Below are 18744 nucleotides of genomic sequence, written 5' to 3' on the forward strand. Positions count from 1 at the left end.
AGCTTTATTAATGACTTCGGGTGAACATATATGAAAAAGCTATCGATTTCTGAAATAGAAGAAAAATTATCCTCCATTTTAACAGAAACGGACCCCTTTTTGTTAGAACTCGAGAAAGATGAACGGAAAGGGGTTCAATCTTGTTTATCCAAGTGGAAAAAACAGAGAGAACTAGAACGATCACTTGAAGAAAAGTTTTTTGAAATGACCCAATATGAGCGGAAAATGAAGGGACAGGGCTTCCATTTCATTGCCGGTGTGGATGAAGTCGGCAGGGGGCCACTCGCAGGTCCTGTTGTGGCAGCAGCAGTAATCTTACCTGATAACTTTTTCTTAGCAGGAATAGATGATTCTAAAAAGCTAACAGAGAAAAAACGTCTTGAATATGATGCCATTATAAGGAAAGATGCTATTGCCTATAGTATTTCGATAATTCCGGCTGAGGACATTGATGAAATCAATATTTATGAAGCGACCAAAAAGGCAATGTCTTCAAGCATTGCCTCTTTAAAACCGGAACCGGATTTTTTACTGATTGATGCAATGAAGCTCGGATCTCCCTTTCCTTCTGAGTCGATCATTAAAGGGGATGCAAAAAGTGTATCCATTGCCGCCGCTTCTATTATTGCTAAAACAGCCCGCGATGAACTAATGAAAGACCTCTCTAAGCAATATCCTGCCTATGGTTTTCAGAATAATATGGGATACGGAACGAAAGAACATATTGAAGCGCTGCAACAGTATGGAATAACTCCGTATCATAGAAAAAGCTTTTCCCCTGTCAAGGAAATGCTTGAAAGAAATATAAACGAACAACTAAGTATGAAAATATAAATAAACACAATAATAAAAAACAGGTCCTGGCCTGTTTTTTATTATTGTAAATATTTACTATTCTAAATTGTTTAATGAGGATTTAATTTTTTCAGCATAATGGTGGACAAGGTATGTGTCATTATATAAAATGAAAACGGAGTCAATTTTTAGATCAGTTTGATAGGAGGATGGGTAATGAATATCCATGAGTATCAAGGCAAAGAGATCCTCAGAAAGTACGGGGTAGCGGTTCCTAATGGAAAAGTGGCCTTTACTGTTGAAGAGGCAGTGGAAGCGGCAAAAGAACTAGGAACACAAGTATGTGTAGTAAAAGCGCAAATCCATGCAGGCGGACGGGGGAAAGCCGGTGGTGTTAAAGTTGCGAAAAACCTTGATGAGGTTCGTACATATGCTAATGAAATCTTAGGAAAAACATTAGTTACACACCAGACAGGCCCTGAAGGAAAAGAAGTAAAACGCCTCCTAATTGAAGAAGGCTGCGACATCAAAAAAGAATACTATGTAGGTTTAGTATTAGACCGCGCTACTTCTCGAGTTACGTTAATGGCTTCTGAAGAAGGCGGAACGGAAATTGAAGAAGTTGCAGAAAAGACACCGGAGAAAATTTTCAAAGAAGAAATTGACCCGGTTATCGGCCTTCAGCCATTCCAAGCACGTCGTATTGCCTTCAATATAAACATTCCGAAGGAATTGGTTAATCAAGCTGTTAAGTTCATGATGGGCTTATACAGTGCTTATATTGAAAAAGATTGCTCAATTGCTGAAATTAACCCGCTTGTAGTGACAGGTGACGGAAAAGTTATGGCACTTGATGCAAAATTAAACTTTGACTCTAATGCTTTATTCCGTCAAAAAGACGTATTAGAGTATCGTGACCTAGAAGAAGAGGATCCAAAAGAGATCGAAGCTTCAAAATATGATTTAAGCTATATTGCTTTAGATGGAAATATCGGCTGTATGGTTAACGGTGCCGGACTTGCCATGGCAACAATGGATATCGTAAAGCACTACGGCGGAGACCCGGCAAACTTCCTTGATGTTGGGGGCGGCGCCACAGCAGAAAAGGTTACAGAAGCATTTAAAATTATCCTTTCTGATCCAAACGTAAAAGGTATTTTTGTTAATATCTTCGGCGGAATCATGAAGTGTGATGTTATTGCTGAGGGTGTTGTAGAAGCTGCGAAGCAAGTTGGACTGAATATCCCTCTAGTTGTTCGTTTAGAAGGAACGAATGTTGACTTAGGTAAGAATATTTTGGCTGAGTCAGGACTTAACATCACGGCTGCTGAATCCATGGCTGACGGTGCACAAAAAATCGTTTCATTAGTGAAATAGGATCCGTAGAAAGGGGAATTAACGTGAGCGTTTTTATTAATAAAGATACGAAAGTTATTGTTCAAGGGATTACAGGTGCAACAGCACTGTTCCATACAAAACAAATGCTTGAATATGGTACACAAATCGTTGGAGGCACAACTCCAGGCAAGGGCGGAATGGAAGTAGAAGGCGTGCCGGTTTTTAATACTGTTAAAGAAGCAGTGGAAGCTACAGGAGCAAATGCTTCAGTTATTTATGTTCCTGCACCTTTTGCGGCTGATGCAATTATCGAAGCGGTTGATGCAGGACTAGATCTTGCGATTTGTATCACTGAACATATCCCAGTTTTAGATATGGTTAAGGTTAAACGTTACATGGAAGGTAAAAAGACTCGTTTAGTGGGTCCTAACTGCCCAGGTGTTATTACAGCAGATGAGTGTAAAATTGGTATTATGCCTGGTTACATTCATACAAAAGGCCATGTTGGTGTCGTATCACGTTCAGGAACATTGACATACGAAGCAGTTCACCAATTAACACAAGCTGGAATCGGCCAAACAACGGCAGTTGGTATTGGCGGAGACCCTGTTAACGGAACTAACTTCATCGATGTTTTAAAAGCATTCAATGAAGATCCAGAAACATATGCCGTTATCATGATTGGCGAAATCGGCGGAACTGCTGAAGAAGAAGCAGCAGAGTGGGTTAAAGCTAATATGACGAAACCAGTTGTAGGCTTCATTGGCGGACGTACTGCACCTCCAGGAAAACGCATGGGGCATGCTGGTGCGATCATTTCAGGCGGTAAAGGAACTGCAGACGAAAAAATCCGTGTTATGAACGCATGCGGAATTAAAGTAGCAGATACTCCGTCTGTAATGGGTGAAACATTAATTGAAGTTCTTAAAGAACAAGGTTTATACGAAAAGTGTAAAACACACTAATATTCCTACACCTTAGATTCACAGATAGTCCCTCATACAATGAGGGGCTATTTCTTTATAAAAAAGCTTTGTTAAAGGAGAAAATATTGATTGTTAATAACTGTTGATTGGAGCGTAAATCAACAACTATTTAACAAAGCGTATAAAAAATTTTATGGAGGTTAGTTTCAAAAATGGATGTTTTTAAAGAAAGACTAGTTGCATTACTTCATTATCCGGATATTTCATGGAATACTGTTTATCGATTGCTAAAAAAAGATCCCACACTTCAAACATTGGAGAATGCCCATTCACAATCATTTGAAAAGTCTTTATTCCCACATTCTTGCCCTGCTGAACCTTCTGCACATTCATCTGCCCTAAACCTTCAATCTGAAACTATTCACGAACAAATTCGTCAATATAAAATAAACGATATTTCGGTCATCACGATTTTTGATGAAGAATATCCCCCGTATTTAAAAGAAATTTTTCAGCCACCTTGGGCCCTATTTGCAAAGGGGGATTTATCGCTGCTAAAAAAAGATCGAAAGCTTGCAGTAGTAGGTTCACGACAAGCAACACAATATGGCAAAAATGCTATTAGACTCTTATTCCCTGAATTAATTGAAAATGATGTCCTAATTGTCAGTGGACTAGCAAAGGGAATAGATGCACTTGCGCATGAATATGCAATTAAAAACGGGGGGAATACAATTGCCGTCATTGCAGGCGGATTGTATCATATATATCCAAAAGATAATATGAATTTAGCATTAGAAATGATGAAGACGCAGCTTGTCGTTTCGGAATACCCTCCGGATACAAAGCCGCTAAGATGGCATTTTCCTGCACGGAATCGAATCATTAGTGGACTTTCAAACGGAACATTTATAATAGAAGCAAAGCGAAAAAGCGGGTCCTTAATTACAGCTAATTATGCTGTGAATGAAGGAAGAGATGTTTTCTCCTTGCCAGGAAGTATTTTTAATCCATACTCAATAGGTACGAATGAATTAATCCAACATGGGGCAAAACTTGTAACGAAAGCTGAGGATATTTTAGAAGAATTAAGATTAAACTTTAGATAAAATTAGAATAAAATTCTAGATAATTGCAGGTTTTTTATTGCTTAATGGAGAAATTAGCTAAAAAAGGTTGAAATTATTTCTAATATGTTATACATTTTCCATCAGACGTTCGAAAAAAAGAATATTTGAAATAAGTATAAATAAAATTCATTTTATATAGAATTGAAAATCATGGGATAGGGCAGTTTTATTAAGTATTTTATCCGGTTAAAATAGTATAACTGGAATTTAGAAAAACTACTCAACTTGTAAGCCTCTTAGAAACTGGCATTTGCCGTCTTCAGGGTGCTTTCATACTTCCCTCTAAGGAGGATATTTGAATGGCAGATTTTCTTGTAATCGTCGAATCGCCAGCAAAAGCGAAAACGATTGAACGATATTTAGGAAATAAATATAAAGTAAAAGCATCCATGGGCCATGTTCGGGATTTACCACGAAGTCAAATGGGTGTAAATGCAGAAAACCATTTTGAACCAAAATATATAACCATACGCGGAAAAGGGCCCGTTTTAAAAGAATTAAAGACCGCAGCTAAAAAAGCGAAAAAAGTCTATCTGGCAGCCGACCCTGATCGCGAAGGGGAAGCAATTGCCTGGCATTTGGCTCATAGTTTAGATGTCGATATTCACTCTGACTGTCGTGTAGTTTTCAATGAAATCACAAAGGATGCGATTAAGGAATCGTTTAAGCAGCCCCGGCCAATAAACATGGATTTAGTTGATGCCCAGCAGGCGAGAAGAATATTAGACCGTCTTGTCGGATATAATATCAGCCCTCTCTTGTGGAAGAAAGTCAAAAAGGGGCTAAGTGCTGGACGGGTTCAATCTGTTTCAGTCCGACTGATTATTGATCGGGAAAAAGAAATAAAAGCTTTTGTTCCTGAAGAATATTGGACAATTGAAGCAGAATTTCATAAGGGAAAAGATCATTTTAGTGGCGGTTTTCATTCTCTTGTTGGCGGAGAAAGAACGGAGCTTAAATCAGAACAGGATGTTCAAACAATCCTAAAGGAAATCGATGGAAATAAGTTTAAGGTCATCTCGGTCACTAAGAAGGAGCGAAAACGCAATCCCGCACCTCCTTTTATCACTTCTTCACTGCAGCAGGAAGCCGCGAGAAAACTAAACTTTCGTGCTAAGAAAACGATGATGCTTGCACAGCAGCTTTACGAAGGAATCGAGCTTGGCAAAGAAGGAACTGTTGGTCTCATAACCTACATGAGAACAGACTCCACTCGAATCTCTGAAGTGGCACAAACTGAGGCCGCAAATTATATTAAAGCTGAATTTGGTGAGAATTATCTTAAAGATGAGCAAAAGAAAGAAAAAAATTCCGCCAATGCCCAGGATGCACATGAAGCGATTCGACCAACTAGTACTTTTAGGAACCCAGATAGCTTAAAAGAGTTCCTTGCGCGGGATCAATTTCGGCTATATAAGTTAATTTGGGATCGATTTTTAGCAAGTCAAATGGCTCAAGCAGTAATGGATACGATGAGTGTTGACCTGCAAAATGGCAATGTTATATTCCGGTCAACTGGTTCAAAGATAAAGTTTCCGGGCTTTATGAAGGTTTATGTCGAGGGAACCGATGATCAAGTGGATGGTCCAAATAAGATGCTTCCTGACCTAAAAGAAGGGGACGAAATATTCCAAAAGGATCTTGACCCTAAACAGCATTTTACGCAGCCGCCGCCAAGGTACACAGAAGCAAGGCTTGTTAAAACGTTAGAGGAGCTCGGAATTGGACGTCCGTCCACCTATGCTCCAACATTAGATACGATTCAAAAACGCGGTTATGTTGCCCTTGATAATAAACGTTTTGTTCCAACTGAGCTTGGAGAAATTGTTGATGAAGTGATGATGGAATTTTTCCCTGAAATCATAGACGTGGAATTTACTGCCAGATTGGAAAAAGGATTAGACTATGTTGAAGATGGAAAAATGCAGTGGGTAAAACTGATTGATACATTTTACATTGATTTCGAGAAACATTTAAAAATAGCGGAACAGGAAATGGAAAAAATAGAAATAAAAGACGAACCAGCAGGCGAGGATTGTGAAAACTGTGGCAGTCCGATGGTGTTTAAGATGGGGCGGTACGGAAAGTTTATGGCCTGCAGCAATTTCCCTGATTGCCGCAACACAAAACCAATTGTCAAAGAAATCGGAGTAACTTGTCCAACATGTAAGGAAGGGCAAATTATCGAACGGAAAAGTAAGAAAAAAAGGCTGTTTTACGGATGCACGAAATATCCAGAATGTGAGTTTATTTCCTGGGATAAACCACTGCCAAGAACTTGTCCTAAATGCGAAGGACTCCTCGTAGAAAAGAAATTAAAAAAGGGTGTCCAAGTTCAATGTGTAAGTTGTGATTACAAGGAAGAACCGCAAAGCTAAAGAGTGGGCAATGCCCGCTCTTTTATTTTTATTGGTATTTAAAACTTTTTTCTTTTTGATTCGTATAGTACAATGCAAGTTGGACTTAAATGAGGGAAGGTTATTGATATACATATTCCATTAGTAAGATTTCAGGAGGTTTATATATGAAAGATGTAACAGTTAACGTAGTTGGGGCTGGTCTTGCAGGCAGTGAAGCTGCATGGCAGATTGCAAAGCGAGGAGTAAAGGTACGTTTATTCGAAATGCGTCCTGTTAGGCAGACCCCTGCACATCATACCGATAAATTCGCCGAATTAGTTTGCAGCAATTCATTAAGAGCGAATACATTAACAAATGCAGTTGGTGTGTTAAAGGAGGAAATGCGGAAGCTGGATTCTGTTATTATTGCTGCTGCTGATGCCTGCTCCGTCCCGGCGGGGGGCGCCTTGGCAGTTGACCGCCATGAATTTGCAGCTAAAGTGACGGAAATGGTGAAAAACCATGAAAACGTAACCGTTATGAATGAAGAAGTAACGGAGATTCCATCTGGCCCAACTGTTATTGCAACCGGGCCGCTAACTAGTCCAGACTTATCAGCTCAGTTACAAAAGTTAACGGGAGAAGATTATCTTTATTTTTATGATGCAGCAGCACCAATCCTTGAAAAAGACAGCATTGATATGGAAAAAGTTTATTTGAAATCCCGTTATGATAAAGGAGAAGCTGCGTATTTAAATTGCCCGATGACGGAGGAAGAGTTTAATCGTTTTTATGAAGCATTAATCGCTGCAGAAACTGTCCCATTGAAGGAATTTGAAAAGGAAATCTTTTTTGAAGGCTGTATGCCTATTGAGGTAATGGGTTCTCGAGGTAAAAAAACAATGCTTTTTGGCCCGTTAAAACCGGTCGGATTAGAAGATCCAAAGACAGGGAAAAGACCATTTGCTGTCGTTCAGCTGCGGCAGGATGATGCTGCTGGAACCCTTTTCAATATTGTCGGTTTTCAGACACATTTAAAATGGGGAGCCCAAAAGGAAGTTATTAGATTAATACCAGGGCTTGAAAATGCAGAAATTATCCGTTATGGAGTTATGCACCGGAATACGTTTATTAATTCACCGAAGGTATTAAAGGCTACTTATCAATTCCGAAATCGCGAAGATTTATTTTTTGCTGGTCAAATGACGGGAGTAGAAGGTTATGTGGAATCGGCTGCCAGCGGATTAATTGCTGGAATAAATGCTGCTCGTCTTGTAGAAGGAATGGAAACCATCGAGTTTCCAGCTGAAACTGCTATCGGCAGTATGGCTCGTTATATCACAACGGCAAACCCAAAAAGTTTTCAGCCGATGAATGCGAACTTTGGATTATTTCCGGAATTACCTGTAAGGATAAAAGGTAAGCAGGAAAGAAATTTACAACATGCAAATCGGGCGTTAGAAACAATTCAGAACTTTGTGAAAGTTTTGTAAAATTTATTGCAAGGGCTATTGAAGTATGTTACTATTTAGTAGCCCTTGTGAAATTAGCCCTAAGGAAAAAAGGTTAAGCAATTGTGAATCTTTTATTAAAGTTCTTGAAAGAGTATTTACAATTAAAGAGGAATTACGCACAATATAAAATTGAACATTATCATCATGATATCAGTGATTTCCTATAGGTTATTTGCGTATGTATAAACAGTTACATAATTATTTTATATTTTATGTATTTCTGAATACTCCTGAAGGAGGATGATTAGTATGAATCAATTTCATGCGACAACTATATTTGCTATCCATCATAATGGGGAATGTTCAATGTCCGGTGATGGTCAAGTGACATTTGGAAATGCTGTAGTGATGAAGCACACAGCAAAAAAAGTGCGAAAGATATTTAAGGGAAAAGTATTAGCTGGTTTTGCTGGTTCAGTTGCAGACGCTTTCACCCTTTTTGAACTTTTTGAAGGGAAACTGGAGGAATATAACGGCAATCTTCAAAGGGCAGCTGTTGAGCTTGCTAAAGAGTGGAGAAGCGATAAGATTTTAAGAAAGCTTGAAGCTATGCTAATTGTCATGGACCGAGAAAATTTACTGCTTGTTTCAGGAACTGGAGAAGTAATCGAACCTGATGATGGGATTCTTGCCATAGGCTCGGGTGGAAATTATGCTTTATCTGCAGGACGATCCTTAAAGAAATATGCTGGAGAGCATCTATCTGCAAAAGAAATTGCCAAAGCTTCTTTAGAAATAGCTGCTGAAATTTGTGTTTACACGAACCACAATATTATCGTGGAAGAGCTATAACGGAAAGGAGACTTGAAATAATGGGACGAACAACTAATTTAACTCCGAGACAAATTGTTGAAAAACTTGATCAATATATTATTGGGCAAAAGGATGCTAAGAAAGCAGTTGCAGTTGCACTAAGGAACCGATACAGAAGAGGTTTATTGAATGAAAAGCTCCGCGAAGAGATTATTCCTAAAAACATATTGATGATTGGTCCTACTGGTGTTGGTAAAACCGAAATCGCAAGAAGAATCGCTAAATTGGTAGGTGCACCATTTATCAAAGTGGAAGCCACTAAATTTACCGAAGTAGGTTATGTCGGCCGAGATGTTGAATCAATGGTCCGCGATTTAGCTGAAACCTCTGTTCGTTTGGTAAAAGAAGATCGAATGAATAGTGTAAAAGAACGTGCCGAAGAAAATGCAAACGCAAGGCTTGTCGATTTACTTGTTCCTTCTGCAAAAAAGGCTAGTAACTATAAGAATCCCCTGGAAATGTTATTCGGAGGAGGAAATTCATCTTCAGAGCAGGAAAATCATCAAGAAGATTATTCTATTCAGGAAAAGCGGAAAATTGTGAAAGAAAAGCTGGCACTCGGACAGCTCGAGGATGAAATCGTTACGGTTGAAGTAGAAGAGCAGGCACCATCAATGTTTGATATGCTTCAAGGCTCTGGGATCGAACAAATGGGGATGAATATGCAGGATGCCCTTAGCAGCTTTATGCCAAAGAAACTCAAAAAAAGGAAATTAACTGTTCGTGAGGCACGAAAGGTCTTAACCAGTGAAGAGGCATCAAAGCTTATTGATATGGACGAAGTAACCTCTGAAGCTATTTATCGTGCTGAACAAACTGGAATCATTTTCATCGATGAAATCGATAAAATTGCAAGCAAGAATTCAGGGGGTTCTTCCGCTGACGTATCACGAGAAGGAGTTCAAAGGGATATTTTGCCTGTCGTTGAAGGATCCACTGTGGTAACAAAATATGGATCGATTAAAACCGATCATATTTTATTTATTGCTGCGGGCGCCTTCCATATGGCAAAACCTTCAGATTTGATCCCTGAGCTTCAAGGACGTTTTCCAATCCGGGTTGAGTTGACAAAATTGACGGTTGAGGACTTTTTCCGGATTCTGCACGAGCCAGATAATGCATTAATTAAGCAATATCAAGCATTATTAGAAACAGAAGGTATACAAATTGAATTTTCTGACGATGCTATACGTAAAATAGCCGAAGTAGCTTACGAAGTGAATCAAAATACAGATAATATTGGGGCAAGAAGACTTCATACAATTCTAGAGAAGCTTTTAGAAGACCTTTCGTTTGAAGCTCCAGAAATCTCGATGGAGAAAATAACCATCACGCCGCAATATGTAGAAGACAAACTTGGAGCTATTTCTAAAAATAAAGATTTAAGTCAATTTATTCTTTAGAACGAATTGCCTAATATGTTGCAATAATCGTTTTAACAAATAAAATTTAATAATGGTTGTAGTTAATTAGGAGGAAGAAACAGATGGATTTACTTACAAAAACAAGAAGGATTAATGTTTTATTGCAAAAAGCAGCAGGGAAACCTGTAAACTTTAAAGAAATGTCTGAAATTTTAAGTGAAATTATTGAATCAAATGTTTACATCGTTAGTCGCCGCGGAAAGCTTCTAGGTTATTCGATTTATCAGCAGATTGAAAATGAAAGAATGAAAAAGATGTTTGAAGATCGTCAGTTCCCTGAAGAATATACAAACAGCTTATTCAATCTTCAAGAAACATCTTCAAACCTTGATATTGAAAGCCAATATACTGCTTTCCCAGTTGAAAATAGAGATTTATTCCGTGAAGGATTAACTACGATTGTACCAATTATTGGTGGAGGAGAGCGCCTAGGAACGTTAATTTTGGCAAGATTACATGAGAAGTTTCATGATGATGATCTGATTCTTGCAGAATATGGTGCAACTGTTGTTGGTACAGAAATTTTACATGAAAAATCACAAGAGATTGAAGAAGAGGCAAGAAGTAAGGCTGTTGTTCAAATGGCGATCAGTTCATTATCATACAGTGAGCTTGAAGCAATTGAACATATTTTTGAAGAACTTAATGGCCATGAGGGCTTATTAGTTGCATCCAAGATAGCTGACCGTGTTGGTATTACTCGATCCGTGATTGTTAACGCATTAAGAAAGCTTGAAAGTGCCGGAGTAATTGAATCACGTTCTCTTGGAATGAAAGGAACTTACATCAAAGTATTAAATGATAAGTTTCTTATTGAGCTTGATAAATTAAAATCTAATTAATTAGATAAAAAATTCCCGGCCACTGCCGGGGATTTTTTATTTTAATAAACTTTCCCTTGATTGTTATAGGCATATATGCTATATTATTTCATGGTGTTAATACACACGCTTGTTGATTTAAGCAGATGGTGCTGTAAATTACAGTTTCTGTTTAAAAGTGAGACAAGCGGAGGAAAACAAACCACTAGGAGGAAAAACAAATGTCAGTAATTTCAATGAAGCAATTGCTTGAAGCTGGTGTACATTTCGGACACCAAACTCGCCGTTGGAACCCTAAGATGAAGAAATATATCTTCACTGAGCGTAACGGTATCTACATCATCGATCTTCAAAAAACAGTTAAAAAAGTTGAAGAAGCTTATAACTGGGTGAAGGATCTTGCTGGTAACGGCGGAACAATTCTTTTCGTTGGTACTAAGAAGCAAGCTCAAGATTCTGTTAAAGAAGAAGCTGGCCGTTCTGGTATGTACTATGTAAACCAACGTTGGTTAGGTGGTACATTAACAAACTTCGAAACAATCCAAAAGCGTATTGGTCGCTTAAAAGATATCGAAAGAATGTCAGAAGACGGTACTTTCGAAGTATTACCTAAGAAAGAAGTTGTTCAACTTAAGAAAGAACAAGAACGTCTTGAGAAATTCCTAGGCGGAATCAAAGACATGAAGCAACTTCCTGATGCACTATTCATCATCGATCCTCGTAAAGAGCGTATCGCAGTTGCAGAAGCTAAAAAGTTAAACATTCCTATCGTAGGTATTGTTGATACTAACTGTGATCCAGACGAAATTGACGTAGTTATCCCTGCGAATGACGACGCGATTCGTGCGGTTAAACTTTTAACTGGTAAAATGGCTGATGCGATTCTTGAAGCTAAACAAGGCGAAGAAGTAGCGGTTGAAGCTTAATTAAATGAAGTGATCAAATTAAAAGGTGATAAGAGGGAGACCCTTTATCACCTTTTTTTAAAGAATGTTTATCTTTAGTTTGAATGGCTAAGATATGAGTATAGTACATAGTAATTAAAGGAGGAAATAAATTATGGCAGTTACTGCTCAAATGGTAAAAGAACTTCGTGAAAAAACGGGCGCAGGAATGATGGATTGTAAAAATGCGCTAACAGAAACTAATGGAGATATGGATCAAGCAATTGATTGGTTACGTGAAAAAGGGATTTCAAAAGCTGCTAAGAAGGCAGACCGTATTGCTGCTGAAGGATTAGCTGCTATTTCTGTAGAAGGTAACAACGCTGTTATCCTTGAAGTTAACTCTGAAACAGATTTCGTTGCGAAAAACGAAGGGTTCCAAACTCTTGTTCAGGAGCTTGCTGCACACCTTCTAAAAAACAAGCCTGCATCTGTTGAAGAAGCTACTGCTCAAACCATGGAAAACGGAACAACTGTTGAAGAGCACATCAATACAGCTATTGCAAAAATTGGTGAAAAACTTTCACTTCGCCGTTTCGCTGTAGTTTCAAAAACTGATAACGATGCATTTGGTGCATACCTTCACATGGGCGGCCGTATTGCTGTATTAACAGTTCTTGAGGGTACAACTGATGCAAGTGCAGCAAAAGACGTATCTATGCATATTGCTGCATTAAATCCAAAATATGTTTCTCGTGACCAAGTTTCACAGGACGAAATTGAGCGTGAGCGTGAAGTTCTTACACAACAAGCACTTAACGAAGGCAAGCCTGAAAATATTGTTGCTAAAATGGTTGAAGGCCGTCTTGGAAAGTACTTTGAAGATGTTTGTGTACTTGACCAAACTTTCGTTAAGAACCCTGATCAAAAGGTTCGTCAATTTGTAGAATCAAAAGGTGCTACTGTTCGTGAGTTCAATCGTTACGAAGTAGGAGAAGGCATCGAAAAGCGTGAAGATAACTTTGCTGAAGAAGTTATGAATCAAGTTAATAAACAATAGTCAAAGTTACTGAAATAGTTTTTAAATAGGGGACACGTTGTGTTCCCTATTTTTAAAGATTAGAAAGCTAATTTACATAATTACGGAGGTTTATATGAGCGGTCCTAAGTACAAACGCGTTGTTTTAAAATTAAGCGGAGAGGCACTTGCAGGTGAATCAAGCTTCGGGATTAAACCTTCTGTTATCAAATCGATCGCAGTACAAGTGAAAGAAATAGCAGAATTAGGTGTTGAAGTAGCAGTCGTAGTTGGCGGCGGCAATATTTGGCGTGGTAAAATTGGCAGTGAAATGGGGATGGACCGGGCAACTGCTGATTATATGGGAATGCTGGCTACTGTCATGAATTCATTAGCACTTCAAGACAGTTTAGAACACCTTGGTATTGAATCACGTGTGCAAACTTCAATCGAGATGCGCCAGGTTGCTGAGCCATATATTAGACGCCGGGCGATCAGACATTTAGAGAAAAATCGGGTTGTCATTTTTGCAGCAGGCACCGGAAATCCGTATTTCTCAACAGATACTACTGCAGCTCTCCGTGCAGCTGAAATTGATGCTGAAGTTATTTTAATGGCAAAGAATAATGTTGATGGAGTATATTCGGCAGACCCGCGTATTGATGCAAATGCTGTCAAATATGATGATTTATCATTCCTTGATGTTCTAAAGGAAGGATTAGCAGTTATGGACTCAACCGCTTCTTCTTTATGTATGGATAATGATATTCCGCTTATCGTATTCTCGATTATGGAGCAAGGAAATATTAAAAAAGCCGTTATGGGTGAAAAAATTGGAACAATAGTTAGGGGGAAAAACTAATGCCGAAACAAGTCATCAGCCAGACGAAAGAAAGAATGACAAAAGGTATTCAATCCTATACTCGTGAGCTTGCCAGCATCCGTGCTGGAAGAGCAAGTGCATCTTTATTAGACAGAATAACAGTCGACTATTATGGTGCGCCAACTCCTGTGAATCAGTTAGCAGGGATTACAACACCAGAAGCAAGATTACTTGTGATTCAGCCTTACGACAAATCCATTCTTGGAGAGATAGAAAAAGCCATTCTTAAATCTGATTTAGGCTTAAATCCGAGCAATGATGGATCGATTATTCGTATAGCCATCCCGCAATTAACTGAAGAGCGTCGTAAAGAGCTTGTGAAAGTGGTAAAAAAGGCATCTGAGGAAGCTAAAATTGCCATTCGAAACATTCGCCGTGATGCAAATGACGATTTGAAAAAGCTTGAGAAAAACGGAGAAATTACGGAAGATGCTCTCCGTGGATATTCTGATGATATTCAAAAGTTAACCGATGAACATATCAATAAAATTGATCAAATCACAAAAGACAAAGAAAAAGAAATTATGGAAGTGTAAGATTAAACATATATTGAACCCTCTGTAAAGGGGGTTTTTTTCACTATTTATTAGGGGTAACATTATTCTGATTTCCTTTAACTTTACATAAGGTATTTAATAGAGATATATTCCTGCTTTTTTGGTATGATAATAGCAGACTACCTTAAAGCATACATACATATGAAGTTTCACTTTATATCGGAGGAACTGATTAATTAATTGGAGGAGCAATGCTATGTTTAATAAAATAAGGCTTTGGAAGAACCAAAATAACTCTTCCACACTCCGAGATAAAATAGAAGCAATAAAAAAATTACCTGTTCCTGAACATGTAGCGATTATTATGGATGGTAATGGGCGATGGGCTAAAAAAAGGGCCCTTCCGCGGATTGCCGGTCATCATGAAGGCATGAAGGTTGTCCGAAAAACAACGATGCTGGCAACTGAACTAGGGATTAAAACGTTGACATTATACGCATTTTCAACAGAAAATTGGAAACGACCAAAAAACGAAGTGGAATATATTATGAAATTACCAGAAGAATTTTTGGGCACCTTTCTTCCTGAATTAGTTGAAAATAATGTTCAAGTAAAAATGATGGGATATAAAGACCAGCTTCCTTTACATACACTTCATGCGATAGAAAAGGCTATGGAAGAAACCAAACATAATAATGGACTAGTTTTAAACTTTGCCTTGAATTATGGAAGCAGAGCTGAAATTATCGATGCAGTAAAACAGGTCTTAAATGATTGCAAAAGTGGTATATTAAAGGAGACAGAGTTGGACGAACAGGTATTTTCATCCTATTTAATGACATCAGATTTCGCCGACCCTGATCTTTTAATTCGAACTAGTGGTGAAATCCGCTTGAGCAATTTTATGCTTTGGCAGTTGGCATACTCTGAGTTTTGGTTTACGGAAGTGTTATGGCCTGATTTTAGTGAAGAACATTTATTAGAAGCCATCGAAGTATTCCAAAAACGCCAGCGCCGCTTTGGCGGAATATTGTAAACCACAGAAGATAATAAAGGTGTTGAACTATTAGATGAAGCAAAGAATTATTACAGGAGTTATAGCTGCGGCCCTTTTTCTGCCAATCGTCTTCTTTGGTGGGCTTCCGGTTGTAATATTATCTTATTTTTTAGCTACAATTGGATTATATGAGCTGTTAAAAATGAGAAAGCTTAACATTTTTACCGTTCATGGATTACTATCTCTTTTGTTTCTCTGGGTCATTCTTTTCCCTGAGAAATATAATCACATAATCGATAGCTTCTATTTTTCGAAAACTGAGCTTTGTATTGTGTTTATCATGTTGTTACTAACGTATACTGTGATTACGAAAAATCGATTTACATTTGAAGATGCTGCTTTTTCAATACTTTCTTCCATATATGTGGGCATCGGCTTCTATTTCTTTTTTGAAACCCGCGATGAGGGCGGACTTGTATTCATTTTTTATTCATTATTTATTATCTGGGCAACAGATTCTGGTGCCTATTTTATCGGAAAAGCACTAGGGAAGAACAAGCTTTGGCCAGAAATAAGCCCAAATAAGACTGTTGAAGGTTCAATAGGCGGTGTCGTTTGTGCTGTTATTGTCGCTGTCCTGTTTGTATTCCTTTCAAATATAAATGTCGGCCTGCTTACATTGATAGGAATAACGGTGGTCCTTTCTGTTTTTGGACAAATTGGCGACCTTGTCCAATCGGCATTCAAACGTCATTTTAATGTAAAAGATTCTGGAAATATCTTGCCAGGACATGGTGGGATTCTTGACCGATTTGACAGCCTGATTTTTGTTTGGCCGCTATTACACTTATTCCACATTTGGTAAAAAGCACGGGAGTGAATGATTTTTGAAAACAATTAGTTTATTGGGGGCTTCAGGCTCTATCGGCACCCAAACATTAGAAATAATTCGGGAACATCCAACAGAGTTTAATTTAGTTGCCTTTTCTGTTGGTAAAAATATAGACTTGGCACGAAAAATAATTGTTGAATTCCAGCCTGAGCTAGTTTCTGTACAAGACATAAATGATTGTAATACATTAAAAACAGAATTTCCGAGAGTGAAATTTACTTTTGGCGAAGAGGGACTTATCGAAGTGGCTATTTTTGAAAAGTCCGAAATTCTCGTCAATGCCGTTTTAGGAAGCGTTGGTTTAAATCCCACTTTACAGGCGATTGAATGTGGTAAAATCATTGCGATTGCCAATAAAGAAACACTTGTTACGGCTGGGCATTTAGTGATTGAGGCCGCTAAACGGAATAATGTTCCGCTTCTTCCAGTGGACAGTGAACATTCAGCTATTTTCCAAGCCTTACAAGGCGAAAGAGAGAAAAATATTGAAAGATTAATTTTAACTGCCTCAGGTGGCAGCTTTCGCGACCGAACAAGAGAGGAATTAGAAAATGTAACCGTTAAGGAAGCATTAAATCATCCAAACTGGTCCATGGGGGCTAAGATTACGATTGACTCGGCCACGATGATGAATAAAGGATTAGAAGTCATTGAAGCGCACTGGCTGTTCCAAATGCCTTATGAAAAGATTGATGTGCTGCTCCATAAAGAGAGTATTATACATTCCATGGTTGAATTCCATGATAGCAGTGTTATCGCGCAACTAGGAACACCGGATATGAGAGTGCCCATCCAATTTGCGCTCACCTACCCTGACCGGCTGCCGCTTCCTTCCTCGAATCGGCTGAACTTGGCGCAAATTGGAAATTTACATTTTCAAGAAATGGATATAGAAAGATTCCGCTGCTTGCATTTTGCCTACATAGCAGGAAAGGCAGGCGGAACGATGCCGACCGTATTAAATGCTGCGAACGAGGTAGCTGTAGCTGCATTTTTGGAAGGTAATATTCGTTTCTTACAAATTGAAGATTTGATTGAGAAAGCACTAAGCGCTCATCAAACGATAGAACATCCAAGCATAACAACGATTCATCAGGTAGATAAAGAAACGAGAGAATATGTACGTTCACTTCTATAAAAAAGGTGGTTTTATTATTGAGTACTGTTATTGCCTTTATTGTGATTTTTGGCGCACTCGTCTTCTTTCATGAATTAGGTCATTTTATTTTTGCGAAAAGAGCAGGTGTCCTCTGTCGTGAATTTGCGATTGGTATGGGCCCAAAAGTGTTTACTCATAAAAAAGGTGAAACTACTTACACCATTCGTTTACTACCCATCGGCGGTTTTGTCAGGATGGCAGGCGAAGATCCAGAGATGGTAGAAATTAAGCCAGGCTACCGGATTGGGCTTTTATTTGATAAAGAAGATAAAGTAAGCAAAATAATTTTGAATAATAAAGAAAAATATCCAAATTGCCGAATTGTTGAGGTAGAATATGCGGATATTGAAAAAGAGTTGATTATTAAAGGTTTTCCGGAAGATGACGATGAAAATATGCGGACCTTTACCATCCATCCACAGGCTGTAATCGTCGAAAACGGTGTGGAATCGCAAATTGCCCCTATTGATCGTCAATTTGGTTCGAAAACATTAGGGCAAAGATTTATGGCGATTTTTGCAGGACCGATGATGAACTTTGTTCTGGCATTTATCGTTTTTTCACTTATCGCATTGTTGCAGGGTGTACCAACTAATGAACCGAAATTAGGGGAAATCACTCCTGATGGCGCCGCTAAAGCAGCAGGGCTTCAAAAAGGAGACCTTGTTCAAAGTATCAACGGCTCTGAAATTTCAAGCTGGTCCGATGTCGTTGAAATCATTAGAAAAAATCCTAATGAGCAATTGGACTTTTCAATTATCCGTGACGGTAAAGAGAAGGAAATTCAAGTAACTCCTCTTGAAAAAACAGTTGAAGGCAAAAAAATGGGGCTAATCGGTGTTTACAGTCCTTTTGAGAAATCACCTGTAAAAGCTGTTACTGCCGGTGCAAAGGAAACGTATTTCTGGACAAAGCAAATTTTTGTGATGGTTGGAAAATTAGTTACAGGGCAGTTTTCCATTGATGCTCTTTCTGGTCCTGTCGGGATTTATAAGTCTACTGATGAAGTTGCTAAATCGGGGATTTATTATTTGATGAAATGGGCCGGGATTTTAAGTATTAACTTAGGAATTATGAATTTATTGCCTATTCCAGCCCTTGACGGCGGAAGGTTAATGTTTTTTGCCGTCGAAGCGGTCAGAGGAAAGCCAATCGACAGACAAAAAGAAGGCATGGTCCATTTTATTGGATTTGCCCTCCTTATGCTACTCATGCTCGTCGTTACTTGGAATGACATACAAAGATTTTTCTTAAAATAATCAATGGGACCGTAATTACGGTCCCTTATTTATTTTAGTGGCTTTGTTCAAATCA

At 38.5% G+C, this 18744-nt stretch carries 17 protein-coding genes; all 17 read left to right on the plus strand.

Going from position 1 to position 18744, the window contains the following annotated elements; translation table 11 throughout:
• Positions 1 to 30: 30 nt before the first annotated feature.
• The 17 genes from rnhB to rseP all read left to right on the plus strand — a co-directional run bounded on the left by rnhB (position 31) and on the right by rseP (position 18689).
• On the plus strand, positions 31 to 834 hold the full coding sequence (rnhB, locus tag AC59HZ_RS07390; protein ID WP_496545179.1) for a ribonuclease HII: 804 nt from the start codon (positions 31 to 33) through the stop codon (positions 832 to 834).
• A gap of 177 nt (positions 835 to 1011) precedes the next feature.
• Positions 1012 to 2172, plus strand: a complete 1161-nt coding sequence (sucC, locus tag AC59HZ_RS07395) for an ADP-forming succinate--CoA ligase subunit beta (RefSeq protein WP_430071473.1) — start codon at positions 1012 to 1014, stop codon at positions 2170 to 2172.
• 23 nt (positions 2173 to 2195) lie between these two features.
• Positions 2196 to 3098 (plus strand): succinate--CoA ligase subunit alpha, encoded by a 903-nt coding sequence (gene sucD / locus AC59HZ_RS07400; protein ID WP_223588529.1) that lies wholly within the window; start codon positions 2196 to 2198, stop codon positions 3096 to 3098.
• Between the two features lie 173 nt (positions 3099 to 3271).
• Positions 3272 to 4168 carry a DNA-processing protein DprA gene (dprA, locus tag AC59HZ_RS07405; RefSeq protein WP_496545180.1) on the plus strand — a complete coding sequence of 299 codons (897 nt, stop codon included), beginning with the start codon at positions 3272 to 3274 and terminating at the stop codon, positions 4166 to 4168.
• A gap of 320 nt (positions 4169 to 4488) precedes the next feature.
• Complete coding sequence (gene topA / locus AC59HZ_RS07410; RefSeq protein WP_496545181.1) at positions 4489 to 6567, plus strand: type I DNA topoisomerase; 2079 nt, start codon at positions 4489 to 4491, stop codon at positions 6565 to 6567.
• 146 nt (positions 6568 to 6713) lie between these two features.
• Positions 6714 to 8021: an FADH(2)-oxidizing methylenetetrahydrofolate--tRNA-(uracil(54)-C(5))-methyltransferase TrmFO gene (gene trmFO, locus AC59HZ_RS07415; protein WP_496545182.1), complete on the plus strand. Its 1308-nt coding sequence runs from the start codon at positions 6714 to 6716 to the stop codon at positions 8019 to 8021.
• Positions 8022 to 8291: 270 nt separating this feature from the next.
• Positions 8292 to 8834, plus strand: coding sequence for an ATP-dependent protease subunit HslV (gene hslV / locus AC59HZ_RS07420; protein WP_430071485.1), 543 nt, complete (start codon positions 8292 to 8294; stop codon positions 8832 to 8834).
• A 20-nt stretch (positions 8835 to 8854) separates the two neighbouring features.
• Positions 8855 to 10258, plus strand: a complete 1404-nt coding sequence (gene hslU, locus AC59HZ_RS07425) for an ATP-dependent protease ATPase subunit HslU (protein WP_496545183.1) — start codon at positions 8855 to 8857, stop codon at positions 10256 to 10258.
• Positions 10259 to 10341: 83 nt separating this feature from the next.
• Entirely contained in the window at positions 10342 to 11121 is a 780-nt protein-coding gene (gene codY, locus AC59HZ_RS07430; protein WP_496545184.1) for a GTP-sensing pleiotropic transcriptional regulator CodY, read from the plus strand.
• A gap of 200 nt (positions 11122 to 11321) precedes the next feature.
• On the plus strand, positions 11322 to 12026 hold the full coding sequence (rpsB, locus tag AC59HZ_RS07435) for a 30S ribosomal protein S2 (protein ID WP_289982282.1): 705 nt from the start codon (positions 11322 to 11324) through the stop codon (positions 12024 to 12026).
• Positions 12027 to 12159: 133 nt separating this feature from the next.
• Positions 12160 to 13044: a translation elongation factor Ts gene (tsf, locus tag AC59HZ_RS07440; RefSeq protein WP_496545185.1), complete on the plus strand. Its 885-nt coding sequence runs from the start codon at positions 12160 to 12162 to the stop codon at positions 13042 to 13044.
• Between the two features lie 94 nt (positions 13045 to 13138).
• Positions 13139 to 13864 carry a UMP kinase gene (gene pyrH / locus AC59HZ_RS07445; protein WP_430071496.1) on the plus strand — a complete coding sequence of 242 codons (726 nt, stop codon included), beginning with the start codon at positions 13139 to 13141 and terminating at the stop codon, positions 13862 to 13864.
• Positions 13864 to 14421: a ribosome recycling factor gene (frr, locus tag AC59HZ_RS07450; RefSeq protein ID WP_223588514.1), complete on the plus strand. Its 558-nt coding sequence runs from the start codon at positions 13864 to 13866 to the stop codon at positions 14419 to 14421. The genes pyrH and frr overlap by 1 nt, the downstream gene beginning before the upstream one ends.
• Positions 14422 to 14638: 217 nt before the next feature.
• Positions 14639 to 15418 carry an undecaprenyl pyrophosphate synthase gene (gene uppS / locus AC59HZ_RS07455; protein WP_496545186.1) on the plus strand — a complete coding sequence of 260 codons (780 nt, stop codon included), beginning with the start codon at positions 14639 to 14641 and terminating at the stop codon, positions 15416 to 15418.
• 34 nt (positions 15419 to 15452) lie between these two features.
• Complete coding sequence (locus AC59HZ_RS07460; RefSeq protein WP_496545187.1) at positions 15453 to 16244, plus strand: phosphatidate cytidylyltransferase; 792 nt, start codon at positions 15453 to 15455, stop codon at positions 16242 to 16244.
• A gap of 22 nt (positions 16245 to 16266) precedes the next feature.
• Positions 16267 to 17409 carry a 1-deoxy-D-xylulose-5-phosphate reductoisomerase gene (gene dxr / locus AC59HZ_RS07465; RefSeq protein WP_496545188.1) on the plus strand — a complete coding sequence of 381 codons (1143 nt, stop codon included), beginning with the start codon at positions 16267 to 16269 and terminating at the stop codon, positions 17407 to 17409.
• Between the two features lie 17 nt (positions 17410 to 17426).
• Positions 17427 to 18689 (plus strand): RIP metalloprotease RseP, encoded by a 1263-nt coding sequence (rseP, locus tag AC59HZ_RS07470; RefSeq protein ID WP_496545189.1) that lies wholly within the window; start codon positions 17427 to 17429, stop codon positions 18687 to 18689.
• Positions 18690 to 18744 lie beyond the last annotated feature (55 nt).

This window comes from Neobacillus sp. DZ-9, assembly GCF_059587065.1.